Annotated in this window: 23 protein-coding genes; 7 read left to right on the top strand and 16 right to left on the bottom strand. The window is 61.3% G+C overall.

Features of this window, described 5'->3' with window-relative positions; translation table 11 throughout:
- The first annotated feature begins 119 nt into the window (after positions 1-119).
- Both NKI41_RS22310 and NKI41_RS22305 read left to right on the top strand, forming a co-directional pair.
- On the top strand, positions 120-293 hold the full coding sequence (locus NKI41_RS22310; RefSeq protein WP_352452704.1) for a hypothetical protein: 174 nt from the start codon (positions 120-122) through the stop codon (positions 291-293).
- A 242-nt stretch (positions 294-535) separates the two neighbouring features.
- On the top strand, positions 536-1282 hold the full coding sequence (locus tag NKI41_RS22305; protein ID WP_352474245.1) for a hypothetical protein: 747 nt from the start codon (positions 536-538) through the stop codon (positions 1280-1282).
- Between the two features lie 28 nt (positions 1283-1310).
- Here NKI41_RS22305 and NKI41_RS22300 read toward each other — a convergent pair whose 3' ends face one another.
- The 14 genes from NKI41_RS22300 to NKI41_RS22235 all read right to left on the bottom strand — a co-directional run bounded on the left by NKI41_RS22300 (position 1311) and on the right by NKI41_RS22235 (position 16833).
- Positions 1311-1895 (bottom strand): acyltransferase, encoded by a 585-nt coding sequence (locus NKI41_RS22300; protein ID WP_352685228.1) that lies wholly within the window; start codon positions 1893-1895, stop codon positions 1311-1313.
- A 33-nt stretch (positions 1896-1928) separates the two neighbouring features.
- Positions 1929-4685, bottom strand: coding sequence for an SGNH/GDSL hydrolase family protein (locus NKI41_RS22295; RefSeq protein WP_352685227.1), 2757 nt, complete (start codon positions 4683-4685; stop codon positions 1929-1931).
- Between the two features lie 141 nt (positions 4686-4826).
- Positions 4827-5201: a hypothetical protein gene (locus tag NKI41_RS22290; protein ID WP_352685226.1), complete on the bottom strand. Its 375-nt coding sequence runs from the start codon at positions 5199-5201 to the stop codon at positions 4827-4829.
- A gap of 1089 nt (positions 5202-6290) precedes the next feature.
- Positions 6291-6731 (bottom strand): hypothetical protein, encoded by a 441-nt coding sequence (locus NKI41_RS22285; RefSeq protein ID WP_352685225.1) that lies wholly within the window; start codon positions 6729-6731, stop codon positions 6291-6293.
- Positions 6732-6818: 87 nt separating this feature from the next.
- The gene (locus tag NKI41_RS22280) at positions 6819-7115 is read right to left on the bottom strand and encodes a hypothetical protein (protein ID WP_352472061.1); all 297 of its coding nucleotides are present in this window, start codon (positions 7113-7115) and stop codon (positions 6819-6821) included.
- A gap of 7 nt (positions 7116-7122) precedes the next feature.
- Complete coding sequence (locus NKI41_RS22275) at positions 7123-7419, bottom strand: hypothetical protein (RefSeq protein WP_352685224.1); 297 nt, start codon at positions 7417-7419, stop codon at positions 7123-7125.
- Positions 7420-7436: 17 nt separating this feature from the next.
- A complete protein-coding gene (locus tag NKI41_RS22270) occupies positions 7437-9743 on the bottom strand; it encodes a hypothetical protein (protein WP_352685223.1) in 2307 nt (768 codons plus the stop codon).
- A complete protein-coding gene (locus tag NKI41_RS22265; protein WP_352685222.1) occupies positions 9743-10234 on the bottom strand; it encodes a hypothetical protein in 492 nt (163 codons plus the stop codon). The genes NKI41_RS22270 and NKI41_RS22265 overlap by 1 nt, the downstream gene beginning before the upstream one ends.
- Before the next feature lie 2 nt (positions 10235-10236).
- Positions 10237-10905: a hypothetical protein gene (locus tag NKI41_RS22260; RefSeq protein ID WP_352541130.1), complete on the bottom strand. Its 669-nt coding sequence runs from the start codon at positions 10903-10905 to the stop codon at positions 10237-10239.
- A 206-nt stretch (positions 10906-11111) separates the two neighbouring features.
- The gene (locus NKI41_RS22255) at positions 11112-13565 is read right to left on the bottom strand and encodes a phage tail protein (RefSeq protein ID WP_352685221.1); all 2454 of its coding nucleotides are present in this window, start codon (positions 13563-13565) and stop codon (positions 11112-11114) included.
- The gene (locus NKI41_RS22250) at positions 13562-14164 is read right to left on the bottom strand and encodes a phage connector family protein (RefSeq protein ID WP_352685220.1); all 603 of its coding nucleotides are present in this window, start codon (positions 14162-14164) and stop codon (positions 13562-13564) included. Before NKI41_RS22250 ends, NKI41_RS22255 begins: the two co-directional genes overlap by 4 nt.
- 289 nt (positions 14165-14453) lie before the next feature.
- Positions 14454-14699 carry a hypothetical protein gene (locus NKI41_RS22245; protein ID WP_352472067.1) on the bottom strand — a complete coding sequence of 82 codons (246 nt, stop codon included), beginning with the start codon at positions 14697-14699 and terminating at the stop codon, positions 14454-14456.
- Between the two features lie 212 nt (positions 14700-14911).
- Positions 14912-15901 carry a Coat protein gene (locus NKI41_RS22240; RefSeq protein WP_352472068.1) on the bottom strand — a complete coding sequence of 330 codons (990 nt, stop codon included), beginning with the start codon at positions 15899-15901 and terminating at the stop codon, positions 14912-14914.
- 23 nt (positions 15902-15924) lie between these two features.
- A complete protein-coding gene (locus NKI41_RS22235) occupies positions 15925-16833 on the bottom strand; it encodes a hypothetical protein (RefSeq protein WP_352685219.1) in 909 nt (302 codons plus the stop codon).
- Positions 16834-16931: 98 nt separating this feature from the next.
- On the opposite strand from NKI41_RS22235, the gene NKI41_RS22230 reads away from it, so the two are divergent.
- Entirely contained in the window at positions 16932-17354 is a 423-nt protein-coding gene (locus NKI41_RS22230) for a DUF7674 family protein (RefSeq protein ID WP_352472071.1), read from the top strand.
- An 11-nt stretch (positions 17355-17365) separates the two neighbouring features.
- On the opposite strand, the gene NKI41_RS22225 is transcribed toward NKI41_RS22230, so the two are convergent.
- Positions 17366-17938: a hypothetical protein gene (locus NKI41_RS22225; protein ID WP_352685218.1), complete on the bottom strand. Its 573-nt coding sequence runs from the start codon at positions 17936-17938 to the stop codon at positions 17366-17368.
- Between the two features lie 120 nt (positions 17939-18058).
- Here NKI41_RS22225 and NKI41_RS22220 point away from each other — a divergent pair, with 120 nt between their 5' ends.
- From NKI41_RS22220 to NKI41_RS22205, 4 genes are all read left to right on the top strand, one after another.
- A complete protein-coding gene (locus NKI41_RS22220) occupies positions 18059-18247 on the top strand; it encodes a type II toxin-antitoxin system HicA family toxin (protein WP_352685231.1) in 189 nt (62 codons plus the stop codon).
- Positions 18248-18251: 4 nt separating this feature from the next.
- Positions 18252-18653 (top strand): type II toxin-antitoxin system HicB family antitoxin, encoded by a 402-nt coding sequence (locus NKI41_RS22215; RefSeq protein ID WP_352541138.1) that lies wholly within the window; start codon positions 18252-18254, stop codon positions 18651-18653.
- A gap of 194 nt (positions 18654-18847) precedes the next feature.
- A complete protein-coding gene (locus NKI41_RS22210) occupies positions 18848-19165 on the top strand; it encodes a YMGG-like glycine zipper-containing protein (RefSeq protein ID WP_352453776.1) in 318 nt (105 codons plus the stop codon).
- A gap of 169 nt (positions 19166-19334) precedes the next feature.
- On the top strand, positions 19335-19712 hold the full coding sequence (locus tag NKI41_RS22205; RefSeq protein ID WP_352685217.1) for a hypothetical protein: 378 nt from the start codon (positions 19335-19337) through the stop codon (positions 19710-19712).
- A gap of 28 nt (positions 19713-19740) precedes the next feature.
- Here NKI41_RS22205 and NKI41_RS22200 read toward each other — a convergent pair whose 3' ends face one another.
- Positions 19741-20055 (bottom strand): hypothetical protein, encoded by a 315-nt coding sequence (locus tag NKI41_RS22200; RefSeq protein ID WP_031211512.1) that lies wholly within the window; start codon positions 20053-20055, stop codon positions 19741-19743.
- Positions 20056-20486 lie beyond the last annotated feature (431 nt).

The following is a 20486-nucleotide window of genomic DNA, read 5'->3' as shown; positions in this document are numbered from 1 at the left end:
CCTCCGCCGGCCAGTTTGCAAAATAAGTTGATGAGGCTGCTGTTGACTCTCCCGTAACGGAAGGTCTCTACTTACCGCATTGCACACAATTGCTGCGTTGCACAACGGGAGTTGAACCGATGGCAGTGCGTATCAGGTTGCCTGGCGGCACTCTGAAGATGAAGACCTATCGTGAGTTGCGGGCCCGGGAACGCGACCGCCGCGTGCCTGTGATGAAGATGGGCTCGCTGTATTTTGTCTGGTGGTCGAAAAGCCAGGACCCTCACCAGAAGCCGCAGGACAGCAGACGGTAGCGGCTCCGCCGCGGTGGGTCTGCGTCGGCGATGAACCCTAGCCGAAACCTCTCCCCCAGGATTTCTGGTCGAGTTGCAGCGCCATGTTGGTGTGACTCGCGCGGCTCCCGATTCTTCTGACGTCTTTCGGCGATTTTCAAGCAGCGTCTACAGTGGCGGACGCGGTCGTCTCGCAAGCTTGCAAACCGCCGCCGCTTGTCGCAAATATTGTCCGCGGGCGGGCGATCAGGAGTCATCCATTGATGAATGTCCAATCGCGCATGCATGCTTTCCTTCGCTCAAGCCCGCTCCGATATTATTTTCACCTCGCAAAGGCTCGCCTTGCCGGGTCTCCGCAATCAGACGAAAGTGTGATCCTGTCGCAGATTGTTGGCCAAAGCCCGAAAACGTTCTTGGAATTTGGTTTCCATCCGACGGAGTACAACTGCATTGGGCTTAGTGAATTCAGGGGTCTGCTCGTCGACGGCGACGCAACGACCGTGCGGTTGGCGCGCTCGCTGCTTCCAAAGCGGATTGAAGTGCGCCAGAGCTTCATTGATCTCAACAACATCGAAAGTCTCGCCACGCATTTTCCGCAACTTGGAGTGCTTTCCGTCGATGTCGATGGAAACGACTACTGGTTTCTGCAAGCCTTGCTGCCAGTGCGCCCGGCCGTCATTGTCGCGGAGTACAATGCCAGCTTTGGGCTCAACCCCGTCACCGTGCCATACGATCCGTCGTTCGATAGGGCCGCAAAGCACGAAAGCGGTTGGTATCACGGCGCCTCGATCACCGCTCTGACGCAGCTCTGCAATAGCCACGGCTACAAACTCGTCGCTGTCTCGGCGGCTGGCGGCAACCTGTTCTTCTTGCCGCAGACTGTGGCCTTGCCCGGACTAGAGCCTGTGGAGGCGTACCGCGAGAGTGCACTTCGCAACGGCTGGTCAGGAACCACGGCGAAGGAGCAATGGGAGCGGATCAAGCACATGCCCTTCGTGACTGTGAGCTAACCGTGTGATGAGCATTAACCCAAAGGCATCATTTCACGACCCGGTCAGGCCGCACCAGGGCGTCAGCAGGGACGTCGGTTCGCACTATGGAACCGGCGGAGATAATCGCCCGATCGCCGATCGTGACACCCTTCATGATCATGGCACTGTTCCCAATCCAGACATCGTTTCCAATCACGATCGGAGCGGAGCGGATGCCAGGGTCGACTCTAGGATGGCCCCGCTTGAAGATGGCTTGCATCTGCGCGAAGCGCTTCTTCGGGTCCATAGGATGCGAGTTGGTGTCGTGGATCGCCACACCCCATGAGACGTGTACCCGCTTTCCGATCTTGATCCCCACCGGGTCTGACGACCAAATCGTCGAGCTTGGGCCAAGATAGAACCAATCATCAATCTTGATCCGACCCTCGTGGGCAAAGACCTGCAAATGCCCATCCAAATGGCTGTCCGCGCCGATTGAGACGCGAGACCGGTCGCCGTGGATATTGAAGATCTCTGCCCCGGCGCCGAACTTCGTGCGCGGCCCGATGACGGCATTCTCCCTAGCGGCGCCCGTGGCGATCCACGACCAAAAGCGGCGGCGAAGAGTGAGAACGGGGGAGAAGACGCGCATTCGCGAACATCTGCCACACAGGACCATTCCAGTCTAGGCTCCGAAGAAGCCCCGGCGCGACAGACGACGGAGTTCCTCAGCGTCGAAAGTTCCGTGACGCAGACTGCCCGCAGCATTCGGATGGAGCTCATCGCCCATGTAAAGCAACGAGGTCAGGTAGCCGATGCCACTCTCACCACCTACGTCGATTAACGGTATGGACAGCAGCTTCGCCACGTCGCGCTCGGCGTTGAAGAACTGGTCCATGGTGTTGCCCTGGCCATTGACCCGACCTATCCGGTGCGTCGCGTGTCCAGGGCCGCCGCTGTAGGTGCCAATCATGACGATCTTGGCGTTCGGCGCACGCGCTCGGATGGCGGCGCAGGCCGCCCACAGCGAACCATAGTGAGTGGCGTAGGTCGTGTCTCCGAGAGCGCCCAGGGGCGTCTCCTGCGCGCCAAAGGCGTTCGGGCCCGGCTCCAGGATTACCAACTCCGCGTCGACCGGAATGTTGGTGATCGCATTGGACATTCCGTAGCTCGGATAGGCGGTGGTGCTCAGCCCCAAGGCCGAGCCACTGACGGCTAGATTGGTAGGGACCATACCGGTCAGACCGGCGAGGACGGGAACGTAGTAGGCTCCGGCCGAAATACTAGAGCCGATCAGCGTCAATTTCTTACCAACCAGGGCGGCCGAGCCGTCGTCATAGGGATCGCCGCCGATGTTGGCCGGATCCGACAGTAGGCCAAGATACAGAGCGCCATTGGCGACTGCCGTCACGCCGGCGCTTTTGGTCCAGGCCGAGTTGGAGAGGTTTTCCGAAGACGAGAAGACATTCGGCCCACCATTGATGCTTAGAGCCGACCTTTGGACATAGAATCCAGACACACCATCGCCGACATACGGGTGACCGCCAGCAGACGGGAAAATACGCTGTTGCCAGTTCGTCGCGGCCGTGGCCGTTGCCGTCTTCGTGACCGTGCATTCGTACCAGCCGTTGCCAAGAGCGACGATGCTCGCGCCCGTGCCGGTCGCAGTCCCGGTGTCGAGATTGAAGGTGCAGTCGAAGATGACGGCGTTGTTGGAGTAGAGATTGAGACGATTGCGTTCGGCCTTTTTGGCGGTGACTTTCCAGACGATATTGTCGCCATTGACCACGGACCTGCCCTGATAAATTGAAGGATTGCCAGAGCCAACCATTTCGACAAGCTTCGATGCCGTCATTCGGCCTCTGACGGTCACGTCGAGGCCATCGACAAGCGGAGGCAGGGAGATCAGCACCGGTTCATAAGGGCTGACCGTGGTGGCAACCGTCACGTTCTGCTTCGTGAAGGCGGCGTTGGCGGGGTCGCTGCTCGGGAACAGGTTAGCCGGCAGGCCCTGCTTGCGGAGCACGATACTGCGAATGTACATACCGCTGGTTCCATCGCCGGTGAACGGAAAAACGCCAGCAGCCGACATGCGTGCCTGCACATTGTTCGTAATATTTGCTGCAGCCAGGACGACAGCCTTGCACTCGTACCAGCCGGAGCCAATATCCGTGATGGCAGCGCTGACGAGGTTCGCGCCAGAACTGCTTGAGACGATACCCTCCTCAAGATTGAAGTTGGCTGTATAGGCCGCACCAGCCCCCGCGTGGATAAGCTGCAGAATGCTTCGCTCTCCAGCTTTGGCAATGGCAATGTGCTCGATCGTGTCGCCCGACACAAAAGAGTAGGATCGATATACAGATGGGCTGACTGATCCGGCCGCCTCTGTTAGCCTGGCGGTCGGAACGCTAAGGCCTTCGATCATTGCTAGGCTATCGACGCTCGAAAGGAGAGCAGCCGTTGCCGCGCGAACGCCCGTATCGGCCGCCACCGGTCCGGCAGTGACATTGTACAGCCCTAGGCCGCCAGTCGAAACTTCGGTCCAGAAATACTCGCCGACATCGACATTCCTGCCAAGCACCGCCGCGGCGGCGGCGCCGGCGAGCCCTGCCGAGGCTGCAAAACTGAACGTCGGCGCCACTGTGTAGGAGCCCGGCGCCGTGATCAGTATCTGCGTCAGCGCCCCGCCCGCCACCACGAAGCGGCCGGCGGCGCCCGAACCGGTCCCGCCGGTAAACGCCAGGTCGAACGTGCCATTGGCGCCGCCCGAGCCTGCCGTGATCGCACCGTTGCCGGCGACGCCGAAGCCGATTGCCGCGGCAGTCGTCGGGAAAATGCCCTTGCCGTAGAGCGAAGCGTCGCGTGCAGCCTGAGCGCTGATGACGGCGGCCGCGGCGGCGACGGCATCGGAATTGGTGGCAGCCCGGTCGGCTGTGGTTTGTCCGGCATTCGCGGCGGAAGCGGCGGCACTGGCGGTTGCCTGGCCGGCGCTGGCAGCGGCGGCATCCTTCAGCGCCTGGGTTTCATCGCGCAGCGCTTCAACCTCTTCGGCCACGTCGGCGATGTCGGGCGGAACGGATGCGGCGACGGTGATGGCATCGGCGCCGACGGCCGGCTCGTCGGCCGTGAACTCGAACACGCGGTCGGCGTTGACCGACCCGACCTGGGTGTGAACGGTCGTGCCCTTCTGCAGGGTGCGCGTAGAACGGGCGTCGGCGGCGCGGAACCAGTCGCCTTCGCTCGCCGTGTAGATGCCGTTCTGCGTCGGGTCGGCCTGGTCCTTGACCAGCACGCGGTCGCCGATTTCGGCCGGCACGCCGTCGATGGCCTGCAGGCCGTGCAGGAGGATGTCGGCCGTGGTTGCGAGGCGCACGGGTTCGCGTTCGCCGGTCAGGAGACGAACGGCGGCAGTTGCAGGTCGGGACATGAGGGCTTGCTCCATAAAAAAAGCCCCGCATAAGCGAGGCTGGAAGGGGGTTCGGTGCTGTCGGTGGGAGACTTAAGCTACGCGGCCGGACACCGCGCTATCCGGCGCAGCCGGCGATTTACATTTTCCGGACGGAGAGCGGCAACGCGGTCGAGACTACAGCAGCCCGCCAATGAGCCTTCTTGTGCCCCTCATGGCCGCCAGCCCGCAGGCCATGCCGGCGCAGTCGGCGACCCAGTCGAGGATATCCATATCGCGCGCGATCAGCTGCGCGCCCTGAAGCAGCTCGATCGCCGCGCCGGTAATGGCGAGGAGCAGGACCAGCCTCGTCTTGTGTTCCGGCCAGCCGAGGCTTCCGAGTGCCGCCAGCACCGCGAACGCCGCTGCGTGATTGAGCTTGTCGTGGTGGAAGGTGAAGCCCATGTCCAACTCCTGCAGGAAGCGCACCGGCGAAAGCGCGAGCAGGAGGACGCCGGCCAAGGTAAGCAGAAAAGCGATCCTTGCCATGGTCGGAAAAGTGTCTGTGCGCAACAGGTCAATCCCTCATCTGAAACAGGAGGCGATCCAGAAGGCACCGCCAAACTGACCGCCCGGCGGTTAGCAGGCCATAAGCCAGGATCGTGACCACAATCAGACCGCTGGCACGTTGCGTGCCTGGTCGCCATTTCCGGCGTGCGCACTCACCAGTGATTGCGCCAGTGCTGATCCGGTCGAACCGAGTGCCGGGCTTGCATCCGCGACGAGCCACGGAGCACGCCAGTACATCACTTCGGGAGCAACGAAAGCACGTTCTCGTCAAGGAACTGACGGCGCTTGCCGACAAGCGGCAGCCGATCACTCTCGAAGTTCCGGCAACACCCTTTCGTCGAGAAATTTGAGACGGCTATCCAACATTTCGGCGTTGGCTGGGCTAGGCGGCACGTTGACCGGGATTAGATCTGCCACCGAGTCCCCCGTCGCGCAGCTTCGACCCACTCTTCCATGGCGCCGATATATCCATCCAGCGCCTCGTATGGAGTCTTGGCGTCTACCGCCGGCAGATATGTCGGGGGCACATCGCCGACGATTACCCATATCCATGGGTCAACTTCCGGCCTGCCCGGAACAATCTCGAAGAGAAAAATATAGGTTATGCCGTCGGCCCCGTATCCAAGGTATTCCCCCTTGACGTCTGAAACCCAATCATAGAAATCAAGATATTTTCAGGGCTTCCAGACGTGCAGCATCAAGCTCTTCATCGCCTGTGCTTTTGTCAGTCGACGGCAAGCGGGTGACGCTGGTCAAGTCGGGTTTGACGTCGCTATAATTTCTCTCGACCACTTGTGTTCCCTTTCATTTCTTGCTTGAGCCATCTTCTTCTTGCCCAGCGAGCATAGTCTCCTGCATCGCCATGGTGTTTAATATGATCTGCTCTCGCACGATGCGTGATGTTTGAGAGGTGATCTGCCCCCCGTCGGCCAGCGCTTTCTCGTGAGACACATCCATATTCCGGCCCGTGGGCTGATTGGTCCTTGCCAGAACGCTCCGTGCGAAGTGACGCCCCGGTTTCTTGCACCGCTGTCGGCTCCGCCGCTCAGCGTCGCAATCACCCATGTCAACCGTTACAATTGGAAGTCGAAACTAACTCCGCTCCGATTCTGGGTGTTCGTCGAGGGTTTTGCCTCGCCTCCATGGCGAGGTTTTTGTCTCGCGCCAAGCATACCAGCCGTAAGGTAAATCAGCCAACTGCATAATAGTCTTGTCTTTTTCAACCATATTTTTCAGGCTTATGATCATAATATCGCTTTCATCGAAATCTTCGGATTCATCCGCGTGAAACTGCCATGATCCGTCATCATCATCATGCACGACGCGAGCAACCCACCCACCATTGCGTATAGCTTTCCTGTTTACAAAAACAGCTACGTTCTGGGGGTCTTCAAACTTCCATTTAGTCATCACAGCGCCTATTTGTTCCACTTTCTCTGTTTCGAATTCTTGCAACCATCCTTGCATTGGTGTAACTATTCGATCCGGGAGTCTTTGTCGGATCAACTGGAATAAGCGGATCGATGTGATCAAACTGTGATTCGTTGGCGGAGGAGTAACGCCTTTTTTTACTTTCACCGGGTCAAAGCAGAGTAAACTCCGCTACCATTCAGAATGTGTTTAGGTGATTTTGTCGCGCTTCCATGGCGAAGACTTTGTATCGCGCCACGCACGCCAGCCTAACGGCAAATCCGCCAACTGTGCAACAGTTCCATCAAGCTCGACCACCTCGACCAAGGCCACTAAAATTAGGTCATCTTGATCAACTTCAGCTTCATTTCCGTAGAATTGCCACGACTCATTATCGTCGCCGTCATCATCATGTGACACATACGCAATCCAGCCGCCCCCCCTAAATATCTTCCGAGTCGAAATAACGGCTGTGTTTTTTGGGTTTTCGAACTTCCATTCGGTCATATGTCACCTATTTGTGCGATTTTTCTATATTCTCAAACCCAGCCGTAAGACGAAGATTTTTGTAGCTATTTGATCCTGACGATTTTGTCTTGTCAGCTGGATTAACCGGATCTATGTGATCGATATGAGCTTCGTTTTTTGGAGGAGTTACGCCTCTTTTGCTTTTCTTTGCTGGAATTATTTCTATACCACTCTCATCCGATCTCAAAATTCCATCATTCACCCTTTTATTTTCCTCGAAAATAGCTATCCTCTGCTTCTTTGTTGGATCCTTGCCGGACGCAACGTTGGGAGGATCTTCCAAATGCGTATAGGGCCTCCTTATTTCTCGGCCTTGCCGGTCGAGATCGGAATCTCTTCTGCATTGACAGAAACCGGGGGAGCCCCACTATCCAGTACGATATCAGGTTTAGCATTCGCAGAACGCCCGGCAAGCCTTGCCAACACCTGGCTGCCAACTGCACTGAGCCCTTCGGCAAGGACATTGCCGCCCGCCCCCCAAAGCGCGCCGTTGGCAATTCCCCAGGGGACGCTCTGTCCTGTGTTGAAGGCGTATGCCCCGCCATAAGTGCCACCCGCCACACCCCCGACGCCAGTTCGGGCAGCAAGACCGATCAAGCCGTTCTCTGCCGCCGCGCCAACGCTTGCCCGGCCCAGCAAACCGAACAAACTCTCCGCCAGGCCATATCCGCTTAAGCCGGTGCCGAGGGCTTCCGCCGCCCAACCGGCCGAACCGGCCCGGTCCTCGGCGTCCTCGGTCTTGGCCTGTTCATCTTCGAGGAGGTTCTGGTAGTTTCCTCCGGACCAAGCGGAGTCCAGCCCGGCGGAGATCGCATCCGCACCGCCGGCGGCCGCGCCCTTAGCCGTGAGGCGGCCGACATCCGAGAACGCCAAGCCGAATTGCTGTAGCCACGGCATGGTGCTGTACTGGGCTTGGGCCGGATGTTCCCCGATCCACGCCAGCCCGTTCTTGAGCACTGCAACCTGGGCTTCCAACGACTCTGGCGCGACGTTCGGATCTTGGGCGGCCTTGGCTCGCCACTGGGCTTCCGCCGCCACAGAAATCTGTTGGGTTGTCGCCTTGCGGGCATCAGGATCGCGAACCGCCAGGACGATCGAACTCAACTTGGCAAGGCGCTTTTCGAACGGCACGCCTTGGTCGATGTATTTCGCCGCCTGCTGGCCAGCTACAGCCCAGGGCATTGGCAGTATTCGGTCGAAGCCCAACTCCTGCTGAGCAGCGACGGCCCAGGTGACGGCAGCCTTATAATCCTCAGGAGCTGTGATCTTATCCCAGTCCGGAGCATGGTTCGGGAACAGTTGGCCGACGTAACCGGCGGGATCGGCGCGCCTGGCACCCAGCACCAATTGCGCGGCGCCGGCCCTTATCTCATATTGCTCCCGCTCTTCCGGCGAGCCGTAGGGGCCGGGTTCAAAATCCCGAATCTGGGCGTGTATCGCCTGGTTCGGGACGGGTCGCATGTCGAAAACCGCGCGGCCGATATCAGCCGTTATGTCGAAGGCTTGGAGACGCTTGCCGCCATCTTCGGCGCCGTACACGGCAGTGAAGTCTTCGGCACCCGGTGTCTTGCCAGAATAGCTGCCGGTATTGGCAATGGCAGCCGGCGCGTTCTGCAAGGCGATGTCGATGTTCGTGCGCGCATCGACCAGGCTTGCCACAGTCGCTACCTGCGCCTTCTGGCCGAGATCCTGAACCGTGTCCGGCGACAAGTCGGCAATCCAGGGTCCTGCGGCAGCCCAAGCCGTATTTCCGACGGGCCCCACGGAACCCGTGCGGATAGGTGTTTCGTCGGACGGAAGGCCACCTACGGGCGCTTCGCGCGTCGCCAGCACGCTGGACCCACTCGCCCGAGGTCCGCCCACAGCTTCGATGGTATCGTCCTTAGTCCTGCCGTCCGTTGAGACCGGCCCAGTCCCCAGCACCTCCGCAGCGCGCTTCGGGTCCTTGGCGATCATTGCCTGGGCGAGCGCCTTTGCCGTGTTGCTGCGCCAGGCGGCCTCGGCGGCCTGCCGGGCCACCGGGTTGCCCATCTTGCCGATCAGCTCGAGCCCGCTCTGCCGGATCGCCTCGAATGTTCCTGTGTCGTCCGGGTCGCCCTGCGCGATGGCGCTTGTGTAGCCGTCCTCGACCTTGCTCCACTCGGCCTGCTCATAGTTCTGGCGCCGCGCGTGCTGCTGCGCGGCCATGCGCGCCGAGCCGGCGAGCCGCAGAGCCTGCTTTTGGGCGAGGAAATTGGCGCGTTCGCCCTCCGGCACTTTCGCCACGGTGTCGTCGAAGATCTGGTCGAACAGGCCGGGCTTGACGACGCCGTCGCTGCGCGGATCGAGCTGGCCATACATGAAGTCGTGCAGGCCGCCGCCATCGGCCGGCGCGGTCTGCACCGCCACGGCCTCGGCGTGGGCGATGCGTGCGTTGAGCTCGCGGCCGATAATGTCGGCGTCGAACGCATCCTGCTGCTGCTTCTGCTGCCGGAAGCGTTCGGCTATCGCCGACAGCTCGTCGCCAAAGCCTTGCATGGCGGCGCCCACCGGCGAGCCGTTGGGATAGGAGGCCACAGTGCCGGTATCGAGGCGGCGCTGGGCAAGCTGGAGCGGGATGGTGGCCATCAGTAGAGGCCTCCGCCCGGCGCCGGCGGGAAGGCGCTTCTGCCGAACGTCACCGCCTTGGCCGGGTCGTAGAGGCCGGAGATGCCCGACACGAGACTGCCGCCGGCCTTGAAGATCGAGGCGCCGACCGCCTGCCTGCCGGAAAAGCGCGCAATCGCCGCCTGCGTGGCGAGACCGTTCTGGCGCAGCTGCGAGCCGTACTGGATCGCCTTGAGGTCGAGCTGGCCCTGCCTTGCATTGGCCGCCATCACCTCGGTCGGCGAACCAGAAATAGCGACGCCCGAAGCGCCGGCCTGGGCACGCGCCTGCGCCCGCAGCAGATCCTGATTGTGGCGCTCCTGGCCCTGCTCGAAGGCCGAGCTTTGAGCGTCGGCCCGCGCCTGCTGTTCATAGGCTTTGGCCTGGTAGTCGGCCATCTGCCTGGACTGCTGGCCTTCCGCCAGCGCGCCGCCGGCCGAAAGCGCCGTACCGATAAGAGCTAGTGTGCACATGGTCAGCCTCGTTCGCTGGCGGGAATGAATTTGCTTTTGATGCCGTCGACCGGCGCACCGATCGAAGGCCGCCGGTCGAGCACGCCGCCCGGGCTGAGGAAGGACAAAAGCAGCCGGTCGGCCTGGATCGCCGGGCGGCTGAGACGCGATGGCGCGGCGGCGCGCGGGCCGGCCATGGCAGTGCGCCGGATGGTGGTCAGGTTGACTCTGACCCCGGCAGCGCCGTCGGCATTGAACAGGCCGTTGGCAGCGATGATGGCGCGGCTCAAGGCATCGGCCGCGAACAGCTCCTGGCGCAGCTGTTCGATCAGCCAGTGGATCGTGCGCCAGCGCTCGCCGAGCGCCTCGGCGTTTGTCCTGACCGCGTCGCCCGGCGCGGGCGTGGCGGCGACGGCTTCGGCGGGGGGTTCGTCCAGGGGGGCGCCAATGCGGCGCTCGTCCGCGTCCTCGATGGTTTTCTCGATCAGCGCGATTTCAGCGTTGCAGTCGTCCAATGCGGCACGCGCCGCCGTCAAATTGCCGGCGCCGAAGATCGCGTCAAACTTTTCCGTTTCCAGCTCGCCCTTGCGGGCGATCGCATCGTTGAGGTCGGTGTCGAGCAAGGCGCGGATGGCAGCGAAATCGGCAGCCGTCCGCGCCTTGCCGAGTTGCTCGGCATGGGTTGGGGTCACGGGTGGGTTCCTTGGTTGGGGAAGCGATGGAAGACGGAGCGGGTGATCTCCCCCCTCGAGGGGGAGATGGCCGGTAGGCCAGAGGGGGTCGTCTCGCGTGGAGCTCCAACCCCCTCAGTTTGCGATAGGAGGCCGCGTCAGGACGTGCCGACCCCCTCTGTCGCCTTCGGCGACATCTCCCCCTCGAGGGGGGAGATCAGCAGTTTCTAAGGCTCGGCGTCGAACACCGGTGTCATCGCCCTGATCGTGCAGGGCGTTGGATTGACGTGGCGGATCTTCACCCGCCCCTGCCCTTCCCAGCTATCGTCGATCGGCACCTCGACATTGCCGGTGAACAATTTCGCCATGCCGTCGGGTGCAACCACGGACGGAATGCGAACCTGCTCCCAGCGGCCGCGGATGAACGACTGGACCTGAAGCCCGGTTGTGTCGGTTTCCAGCAGCGAAAGAATGAGCTTGGCCACCTTCTTGCGCCGCCCGACGATCGATCCGTCGCGGCCGCCGACATCGAGCTCCAGCGTGTTGGCTTCGGACTGGTAGCCGAGCCCGACCTGCCATTTGGCTGCCGTAGCCCCACCGGGCAGCGAGACCGCGCCAGCGGCCACAGCAAGGCCCTTGTAGACCTTGCCATCGGCCAGGACGTCGGCTGTTTCGCCGTTGAGATGATCAAGCCCCGAGACCGTGCCCACAGCGACGCCGCCATAGGTCAGGCCGCAGTCGACTTCGAATGCATCACCGATCCCGCCATACTCGAACGGCGCAGTCTTTATTTCGATATAGCGCCTGGTCACGCCGCCGATCGTGCGCTTGACGATCAGCCAGAGATCGTCGTTGCCGTCCCGGCCGGGCGTCACCACGGCGCTTTCGACAACGGCCCAGTTCGATCCTGCGAAGCTTCCGGCGATCTGGTGGATGTGCATGCCGCGAACGTCCTGCGACGGCTGGTGCGTGTAGCCGCCGAGCTCGCCATCCCCGAGCGGGAACCACAGCAGCGGATCGGGGTCGGTCTGGAAGGCGAGTTCGACGACGCCTTTCTTGGGAATGTGCTCCGATATCTGACCGACATCGTCGGAGGTGAAGCGACCGGTGGCGTTTTGCGTCAGCTCGGCGATCGATTTCCGCGAGCGGGTGACATAGAGGAACGACTGCCCCGCATCGACGGGACGCAGCGGGGCACAGCCGAAAGTCCGCGACCGGCGGTTCTTGAACGAGGACGGCGTCAGCGCCTCGTCGATGCCGGAACCCGACAGCGCCCTCACCCCGCCAAGCGTTCCGATGATCAGCGCGCCGTCCGATTCCGCCACCCACGTAATGTCGTTGGCCTGACCGCCACCTGCCTGCACGAATTCCAGCGCGTCGGTGTCTTTCTCACCGGTGGCGAAGTTGTCGAAATCGCCGGTTTGCGAGGCATAGACCGAGAATTTTCGGCTGAACGCCAGACGCTCCTCGTAAAGCGAACCGCTCTGGACATACTTGCCGGGCACGAACGTGCCGAGACGCCAGCGAATGATCGGGCTGAGATCGGGCAGAGCATGCCCGTACAACTGGACCGTGACCACCGTCGTGCTGGTCCAGGCAACGACCTTGGCCCAGCGCCAGAAGCCATCCGCGCCAAGCAGACGAATGGCGCGGCCGATATCGCTGGTCTGGAAGCCGATGCCGTCGTTGATGCCGACGATCGAGGAGGCCGAGAGATCGAACGGCGTTTGCGACGGCGCGTATTCGTGCAGGGCCAGTTCGGCGATAGCGGTTCCGTCGCTGCCGCCACCTGAAAACAGTAGCTGATAATATTCGTAGGCAACCGTGTTGTTGAAGCCGTCGAAGAAACGGGTTTCCGACTTGGACCAGCCGGTCTCTCCGTCCCGGCTGTCGAGCGTCGTCCAGTCGGTGCCGTTGTGCGAGGCCTGGAATTGCCACTGGGTCGGCGATGCAGTGTCTGAGTGATCATTCGTGGCGGTAATCCAGTAGGCGTCGACCGTCTTGGCCCCGCCGCCGAACTGGTAGCGCAGATACCCGCTCGGAAAGCCCGCTATGTTCTCCCCCTTCTGCTTGTCGCCATCGAACACCTGCCACACGTCGGATGAGCCGTTGCTGTTGCTGACCGTGCCGCTTGGCAGCGTATTCGAGGCCATGACCGGCATGGCGTTGCCGGTTGCGGCCGGCGTTAGCGTCGTGGCCGTGGTGTTGATCTTGTCGTATGGGCCGTCGAGAAAGACGAAATCGGCCAGCGTCCAGGTCGTGTGCGCAGTGCGCGTCAGCACTTTGACCGGATGATCCTTGTGGGTGATCCACATCTGGTCTGCCGACTGGACGAATTGCAGGTCGAACAGATCGGCCTCGGGATAAGGCGAAACGACTTCGACCGTGCCGACACGCGCGCCATAGGCATAGACGCGGATGTAGAGATCGCCGAATTCGAGCGCATAGGCCTGGTCGGCCGAGAAGATGAACGGGATCAGCCGTGTCGCCTTTGACGGAGCCTTCACCTGCGCGCAAAAATACGTGCCGCCGCGCTTCCTGATGCCGCCATGCGGCAGCGTGACGAAGTTTGTGCACTTCGACAGCGCCGCCCGGTAGAGGTCGAGCGAGGCGCGAGCATGCAAGCGAGGAGAAATCTCGCCGCGGATGAAGGCATCCTGGATCGGATAGAGCGTGGTCATCGGCCGACGCCCCGGCTGTCGCCGCGCTGGAAAGCCCAGGACGTCGTCGAAAATCTGCCGCCGCGCTGGATGGCATTGGCCGAGTAGGCGGCATCCAGCGCCCTGTCATAGGCGCTGCGTGCGACGTCGATCATGCCGGACTTGTGGGTCAACGGATGGGCGATCTTGATGGCGAGCGCCGCCACCAGCACTTCGCTGAATAGCGCGTCCCAGTCGTTGGGGTCTGTCAGGTTGGCGACATAGCGGATGATGCGCGGCCCGGCCTGATCGGAATAGACCAACCCGGCCTCCTGCCGCCATGAGAGCGGCACGCCATCCGGCTCGCCATTCCCTGTCAGCGGCAAGGGCCGCAGGCAATCGGCGGGAAGCTCATAGGCGAAGTTCAGCGTGCCAGCGCCGCCGCCGGTGTCGAAGCCGGCGACCGAGGCCGCCAGGATGGCGAAGACAAAGGCATGCTTGGTCAATTCGGCCTCGCGGGTCAGGTCAAAATGCAGATTGAGCAGGCGCGCCGCCTTGGCGTCCTGGTCGAGGCTGTCGATCGGCGCCTCGTCGAGCACGGCGAGCGCCATGTTGGCGATGTCGAGCGGGGTGATGGCCATGGCTCAGGCCTCTGTCTGTATGGTTGGTCGGAGAAAACGGGGCATGGTGCCTCCACGGCAAAAAGCCGCTTCGAAGCGGCTGGGGATTTTTTGTGATTTTGGCTTGGGCGGAACGTTGCACGTCTCGTGCACGGGGGCCGTCACGACGCCACCCGCCCGTCATGAAACGGCGTGGCAGACGCTTCGTCAGCCGTCTTTTTCCCATTCGAGCAAGGAAGACGGCAATGCTTCGGCTATTGCAGTTTCACGACACCGCCGCGCAACGCGGCGATGTCTTGCATGAATTGTGTCAGCCGATGCGTGCGCCGGTCGAGATCCCTGTTTCAGCTGACGTGGCAAAGACGCTTGCTTTCACCCTTCCGGCACCTCCCGCCAAAGCCAAGCCCCTGTCCAGGGCATCCTGAAGACTTGGCGTGTAGTAGGCGGTGTCTTCCAGGCCGCTGAAGAAGTTTATGCGATGAACTTCCCCCTTCTTACTCATGACAATGCCCGCTTTTCGGAGCACTTCCTGAACTGTTTTGTACTTCATGTTCATGGTGACCTCCCTTACCAAGACAAGGCAGCATCGCCCTTTCTTGTAACTGTTTGGTGCCGTCGATTGGCCAAAGGGCAACATGAATGTTGTAGCGAACGCCAAAATTCACATCACTCCGACGCAGCGCAGCGGGTGAACTTGCGGGTCGCCACGGTGGCCGACCTGGTGTCCCGAAGGGGCGGGACGTCTGACGCCCGCCCCCCTTCGCCCGATCAGGCCTCGGTCGTCTTCAGCGCGATGAACGTCATGTGCTTGACGCTCGACGCCGTGCGGTCCCAGTTTGCCGCCAGTGCCAGCTCGGCATCGGTGGCGAATTCGCCGGCCGAGGACGCATCGAGGAAGCGGGTGCCCGGCACATGCGGCACGAAATGCCGGCGGCCGACCATTTCGGTGACACCACCGCCATGGCCCTGCCGCGGCTTGCGGTCGAACTCGAGCGGCCCGCCTTCGGTGTTGACCGGCAGCTCGTTCCAAAGGATCGCCTGGTCCTTGAACATGAACGCCGTGTAGACGCCGCCGGCAACCGGAATGTCGTCGTCGACGACGGCCCTGAGCCCCATGTAATAGGGGATCAGCGGCCCGCCCTGCTCGGACGACGGCACATAGTCGATGAGGTCGGCGAGCTTCAGCGCCTTCATCTGTTTCGAATGCATCCAGATCGTCTTGAACTTGTCGGCGCGGTCGCCCATCAGATAGGCGGCCTCGATGATGTCGGTGTCGACGATGGAGGCGCCGGTGACGCGCACCAGGTCACTGCCGTCATTGGCGATGTTGTCGGCCAGCACGCCTTTCAGTATGCCCAGCAGCGTCAGCTTGTTGGCGCGCTGCCAGTAGTCGGTCTGGCGGCGCACGATAAGCTTCTGCGGATCGTCGCCGGCAAGGATCGAGGTCAGATCCGGGATGCCCCAGGCCTGCGCACGCACATTGCGGGCCGCGACTTCGCGGCGCGCACCGATCTTCTTCATCTCGATCGAGTCGGCCGGGTCGTCATTGACCGGCTCGGACGGATCGTTGCCGAGGTCCTTCCAGCCGGGCATGTCGACGGAACGTCCGCCCAGGCTGAGCTTCGAGGCGATCGACGGGTCGGAAAACAGGATCCCGGCCTGGTAAATCTCCAGCGACTGGACGTGCTCCTCGAACGAGTATTGCGCATAGACGGACGGAACGATCGCGTCCGCGATACGGGTATAGGCGTCTGCCATTTTTGTCTTCCTTCAGGTTCGGGTTAAAGAGGATTGTTGGGCATCCACAGGTCGGGATTTTCGCCGGCCTCGCGTGCCAGCCGCCGGGCGCGGGCGGGGTCGCTTTTGACCAGCGCCGAGATGCCAGTCAGGTTGCGCTCGCCGGCGGCATTGCGCTTGAAGGGATTGCCTCCGCTCAAGGCAGCATTGCCGTCGATCGTGTCTTCGCGGAACATCGCCTCGCCGATGGCGTGGAACGCCTTGGCGATCTGCGGGTCGGTCAAGGCACCGTCCGGCAGAAGGATGCCCTTCGCCTTGTAGGCATTGACCAGTCCGAGCTTCTTCATCGCCCGGTTGGCGACCTCGAGCTTCTGGCGAAAGCCATCGCTGCCGGTCGGTCCCCAATCCCTGACGAGGTCGTCGTGGGTCGTCTCGACCGAGCGGGCAACAGCGATTTGCTGTGCCTTGGCCTGCTCGGCCATGTAGCCGACGAAGCGGTCGTGATAGGCCTGTGCGACCTTCGGGGTAGCACCTGCCTCGACCGCCCAGGTCTTGGACGCATTGGCGAGCTCGTCCGAATAGGCGAAGTTTTCGGGGAGCCCGTCGGGGCGCCGGTACTCGACCTTCTCGGGTGAGGTCAGCGGACGCATCGCCTCGGGCAGCCGGGCATGGAACCTGTCCCAGTCTTCCGCGGCTGCATCGGCTGCCGGAACGCGCAGGCTCTCGCCCTGCTGCCGCTCCAGCTCCGCATAGGAGGCGAAGACCCGATCGAGGCTTTCAGGCTTGGTCCAGCCCTTGGTTTCAGCAAGCTTGCGGTTGCCTTCGGAAAGACCGTCAAACCAGCTTTTGGCCGCAGGCGGGGCGGACCAGTTGTCCCCGTTTGCCGGTGGCCGTGCAAGGTTGCCCGCCGGTGGCGCCGCCACCACGGACCCGGCGTCTGCCAGATCTGTCATGAGAAGATTCCTTTACTTAGGGTTCAATGAAAAGTGCCGGCTGGTTCAGCCGGGCTTAAAGCTTGCCAGTCCGGAGCTGCCGCGCGAAAAGAGGCAGCATGACCGGAGAGAACGAGGCCGCAGATTTCGCCTTCGACGGCTCGAACATGTTCGAGCCGCTCATGGCGGCCGATCCGTCGTTCCGTGGGCAATGGGACAGATTCCACGATGAATGGCGCGATGAGGCGGAAGAGCCGCTGTATCTTGCCTTGTCGGAGCTGGCTCTCCACCTGATTCACCATCTCGAAGCTGGAAAGACAGATCGCTTCAGCGACATTTTCGATGTCGTCGAGCGCTGGATCGTCGAAGGCAATCGCCACGTGCGGGAAGCCGCGATCGTCGGGCTGCTCGAAGATCTGCAGAACCCGAGCCTGCATCGCAGCACACACCCCGACCATTTCAAGCCATGGCTGCGGCCTCAGTCGGCTATCTGGTGGGCGAAACTCTACGCATTCTGGTCCGACGGAACGCCACTGGTCTAAGCCGGCCGGCCTCAGGCATTGTCGCCCCAGTTCTCCCAGAGCAGCGTGATCGTGCCCGTAACGGCAATCGTGCCGTCGGCATCGATGTCGGTGCCGATGGCAAACGCCAGGTTGAGATAGAGGTCGACCGGCGTCACGGTGCCGTCGAGCGTCTGCGCGGCGGCGACATCGGCAACCGACGCGCTCGACAGGGCGGCACCGGCGCCATCCAGCGTGCGGCCGGTCGCCGCCAGCACATTGATCATCGTCAAGGCGAGCGCTGGGGTCGACGCTGCCGTCGAGCCGAGCGACCAGGTCAGCGCGGCATTGTCGTTGATGGTCGACGCGCGGGTAGTCAGCACCGCGAACTGCAGCCGGGCCGTACCGCCCCTGATGCGGATCTTGCCATCGATGAAATCGAACAGCTTCTGGCTGGCATAGGCCAGTGCATCGGTGACCGGCACCGGCATGGCATTGAAGGAGAAGACGGTGCGGTAGGCGCCGCCCTGTCCGGTCGTCCTGGCGGTGAGCCCCGCCTTGGGCGGGGCAAGGCCGGCTTCTCTGGCGGCGGCACGCGAAAGCGTCCGCGCAAGACCTCGGGTCATTTGATTTCTCCATTTTTGGGATTTTTCGGGGATTGAAAAAGGCAGCGATTGGACCGCCGCACGCAAACTGCGGCAAATCCTCATGGACATTTGGATCAGTTATGTGTATTTATACACAACATGAAGGGCGCCGATGTCATTCACAGGCTGTTGGCGGATGGCTGGTACGAAGTGGCTCGAAAAGGAAGTCACGCCCAGTTCAAGCACAAATCCAAGCCGGGCCGGGTGACAGTTCCGCATCCCAAGCGCGACATCCCGATCGGCACTCTCAAGAGTATTGAAGAACAATCCGGCGTGAAGCTGAGGTAGAGAAATGCGGAACTATATCGGATTGATCCACAAGCAAGCGGACAGCGACTTCGGCGTCTCCTTTCCCGATTTTCCGGGCCTGGTGACAGCCGGCGTCAACCTGGATGATGCCCGTGCCATGGCCGGGGAAGCACTGGCCTTTCATGTCGAGGGGCTGGTCGAGGATGGCGAGGCCATTCCCGAGCCGTCATCCCTGGAGGAAGTGATGTCGGACAAGGACAATCTGAGCGGTGTCGCCATCCTGGTTCCCTTGAAAGCTGAAGCTGCGAAGGTCGTGCGTGTCAACGTCACCATTCCGGAAGATGTCCTCGATCAGATTGACCGATATGCGGAGCGCCACGGCTACAGCCGATCCGGATTTCTGGCCGCTGCGGCGAAGAAGGTAATGCAGATCGAGGCAGCGTAGGGCTCTCGAAGGTCGACTGGAGATGAAGCTCTTTGGGTCTTGTTCGGTTACTTTCTTTGCGGATCAGGCCGTCAGACAAAAACAACCATGTCTTATTTCGTGAGGCACGGTGCCTATGTTCCGCCGCAAATGCGACCGTACTTGGCAAAATCGGCCCGTGTATTAGTTCATAGGTTTCAAGGGAGTACCAGACGATGACCATGTCCAGAGCCATTGCCGCCATGCTGGTGACTGCCGCATTGGCAGGCTGCGCGCAGACCGAAGCACAGCAGAGAACCAGCACCGGCGCGCTGCTCGGCGCCGGCGCCGGCGCGCTTGCCGGCCAGGCGATCGGCGGCAACACCAAGAGCACGGTCATCGGTGCCGGAGCCGGCGCCCTGCTGGGCGCCGTTGTCGGCAATGCCACCACGCCGCAGCCGCGCAGCGAACAGCTTTGCCGCTATCAGGATCGCACGAGCGGCCGCATCTACACCGCCCCCTGCGACGACCGCTATTACAACGGCGATTATTGATCGTTAGCCCCTTCTCCCCGTTTTACGGGGAGGAGGTCCCGGTAGGGGGATGAGGGGCAGCGCAAACTTCTGAAATGCCGGCACCGCCCCTCACCTGCCTGCCGGCATCGCTCTCCCCGTAGAACGGGGAGAGGGGCGCAGCGTCAACCTCGCGCATCCGTTTCCCCCGATGATTTGGTCCTTCCGCTGCTTAAACGTCGGCGCTATCGTCGGCTATCCAAAGGGGGCGACGATGCGATTTTTGATGACCTCACTGCTGGTTGTTTGTTCGGTTTCCGCACAGGCCAAGCAGGCCGTCAGCGTCGAGCGGATCGGCGATTGTCTGGTCTTGCCGGTAACGGCGGTCGACAATCACGTCAAAGCCACTTTCGAGGTGACATTGGACAAGGCCGGCAAGGTCTTATCGGTCGCCGTTGTATCCTATGAGCCACATTCGGAAGCGGCAGCGGAGGCGGCCCGGCAGCTTTCGAAATCGGTCCAGCGGTGTTGGCCGGCAGGCGTCAAAACGAGTCCAATGCGGATCACAGTGGATTTGAGCGAAACTTAGCTACTGCGCAATCTAAGAGAAGACCCGTTCAACCCACGAAATTTTCGTCCACGAACATCTCCGCAAATTTCTGCGGTGTGAGAGTTACATCATTGTCGCGGGCGATTTTGAGGTTCCTTGCCCACATATCCCGGATTGCTGCCGGCATTCCCTCAGGCATGTGCATAGACTGGGCTATTGCGTCATGCCATTGTCCATCGCCGCCATAGATAGATTGCAGTTTGGGGCCCATCTTTTTCAAGCCATCCTCCGACTCCTGAGAAAGTTCTCCGATGGCCCAGAGCACATAAAGCTCCAGTAGCCTAAGCAGCGGCTGTCCATCATAACGTGGGTCAGTCGACATTTTTACTTCCTACGCATCATTTTCGGCGTAATAAATGAGCCTTTCACAGATGGCCGACAGGCTGGGCTTTTCCTTCAACGACGCAACCCAGGCCTCGCAATGAATATCTCGATAAAGTATGTCAGGCCCGCTTTGGCTGCCTCCGCTGGCACCAATCCCTCTTCCGGCTCGGTCGCAACCATTGCATCTGAACCCTCGGTCCAAGGCTCCGACACATAAATTGTATCCTCTTCGTCAAAATCTGACAGCCGTCCAACGATATCCAATAACTTGATTATTCTCCCCACAAAGAAAATCCGCCTCGGCGATTCGGGTGCAGCGTCTTCTGGAAGATAGTCCCAGCATCATGTTGGGATCTAGGGACGAGTTGCATTACACCGGGTTCGTAAACTTGCACAATGATCAGCCGAAGTGGGTCATGGCCTCCGCAA

The organism is Mesorhizobium sp. M0601 (assembly GCF_040320845.1).
In the GTDB taxonomy this organism is placed as follows: domain Bacteria; phylum Pseudomonadota; class Alphaproteobacteria; order Rhizobiales; family Rhizobiaceae; genus Mesorhizobium.
Note: the sequence above shows the minus strand (reverse complement) of the source record. Positions and strands in the feature narration are given on the sequence as shown.

What these genes read in the sequence shown, in the direction of transcription:
- NKI41_RS22245 (WP_352472067.1), bottom strand. Translation starts at nt 14,699, where the DNA reads ATGAACATGAAGTACAAAACAGTTCAGGAAGTGCTCCGAAAAGCGGGC.
- NKI41_RS22310 (WP_352452704.1), top strand. Translation starts at nt 120, where the DNA reads ATGGCAGTGCGTATCAGGTTGCCTGGCGGCACTCTGAAGATGAAGACC.
- NKI41_RS22300 (WP_352685228.1), bottom strand. Translation starts at nt 1,895, where the DNA reads ATGCGCGTCTTCTCCCCCGTTCTCACTCTTCGCCGCCGCTTTTGGTCG.
- NKI41_RS22210 (WP_352453776.1), top strand. Translation starts at nt 18,848, where the DNA reads ATGACCATGTCCAGAGCCATTGCCGCCATGCTGGTGACTGCCGCATTG.
- NKI41_RS22230 (WP_352472071.1), top strand. Translation starts at nt 16,932, where the DNA reads ATGACCGGAGAGAACGAGGCCGCAGATTTCGCCTTCGACGGCTCGAAC.
- NKI41_RS22235 (WP_352685219.1), bottom strand. Translation starts at nt 16,833, where the DNA reads ATGACAGATCTGGCAGACGCCGGGTCCGTGGTGGCGGCGCCACCGGCG.
- NKI41_RS22240 (WP_352472068.1), bottom strand. Translation starts at nt 15,901, where the DNA reads ATGGCAGACGCCTATACCCGTATCGCGGACGCGATCGTTCCGTCCGTC.
- NKI41_RS22255 (WP_352685221.1), bottom strand. Translation starts at nt 13,565, where the DNA reads ATGACCACGCTCTATCCGATCCAGGATGCCTTCATCCGCGGCGAGATT.
- NKI41_RS22200 (WP_031211512.1), bottom strand. Translation starts at nt 20,055, where the DNA reads ATGTCGACTGACCCACGTTATGATGGACAGCCGCTGCTTAGGCTACTG.
- NKI41_RS22225 (WP_352685218.1), bottom strand. Translation starts at nt 17,938, where the DNA reads ATGACCCGAGGTCTTGCGCGGACGCTTTCGCGTGCCGCCGCCAGAGAA.
- NKI41_RS22295 (WP_352685227.1), bottom strand. Translation starts at nt 4,685, where the DNA reads ATGGAGCAAGCCCTCATGTCCCGACCTGCAACTGCCGCCGTTCGTCTC.
- NKI41_RS22265 (WP_352685222.1), bottom strand. Translation starts at nt 10,234, where the DNA reads ATGTGCACACTAGCTCTTATCGGTACGGCGCTTTCGGCCGGCGGCGCG.
- NKI41_RS22205 (WP_352685217.1), top strand. Translation starts at nt 19,335, where the DNA reads ATGATTTGGTCCTTCCGCTGCTTAAACGTCGGCGCTATCGTCGGCTAT.
- NKI41_RS22270 (WP_352685223.1), bottom strand. Translation starts at nt 9,743, where the DNA reads ATGGCCACCATCCCGCTCCAGCTTGCCCAGCGCCGCCTCGATACCGGC.
- NKI41_RS22250 (WP_352685220.1), bottom strand. Translation starts at nt 14,164, where the DNA reads ATGGCCATCACCCCGCTCGACATCGCCAACATGGCGCTCGCCGTGCTC.
- NKI41_RS22215 (WP_352541138.1), top strand. Translation starts at nt 18,252, where the DNA reads ATGCGGAACTATATCGGATTGATCCACAAGCAAGCGGACAGCGACTTC.
- NKI41_RS22305 (WP_352474245.1), top strand. Translation starts at nt 536, where the DNA reads ATGAATGTCCAATCGCGCATGCATGCTTTCCTTCGCTCAAGCCCGCTC.
- NKI41_RS22280 (WP_352472061.1), bottom strand. Translation starts at nt 7,115, where the DNA reads ATGACCGAATGGAAGTTCGAAAACCCAAAAAACACAGCCGTTATTTCG.
- NKI41_RS22220 (WP_352685231.1), top strand. Translation starts at nt 18,059, where the DNA reads ATGAAGGGCGCCGATGTCATTCACAGGCTGTTGGCGGATGGCTGGTAC.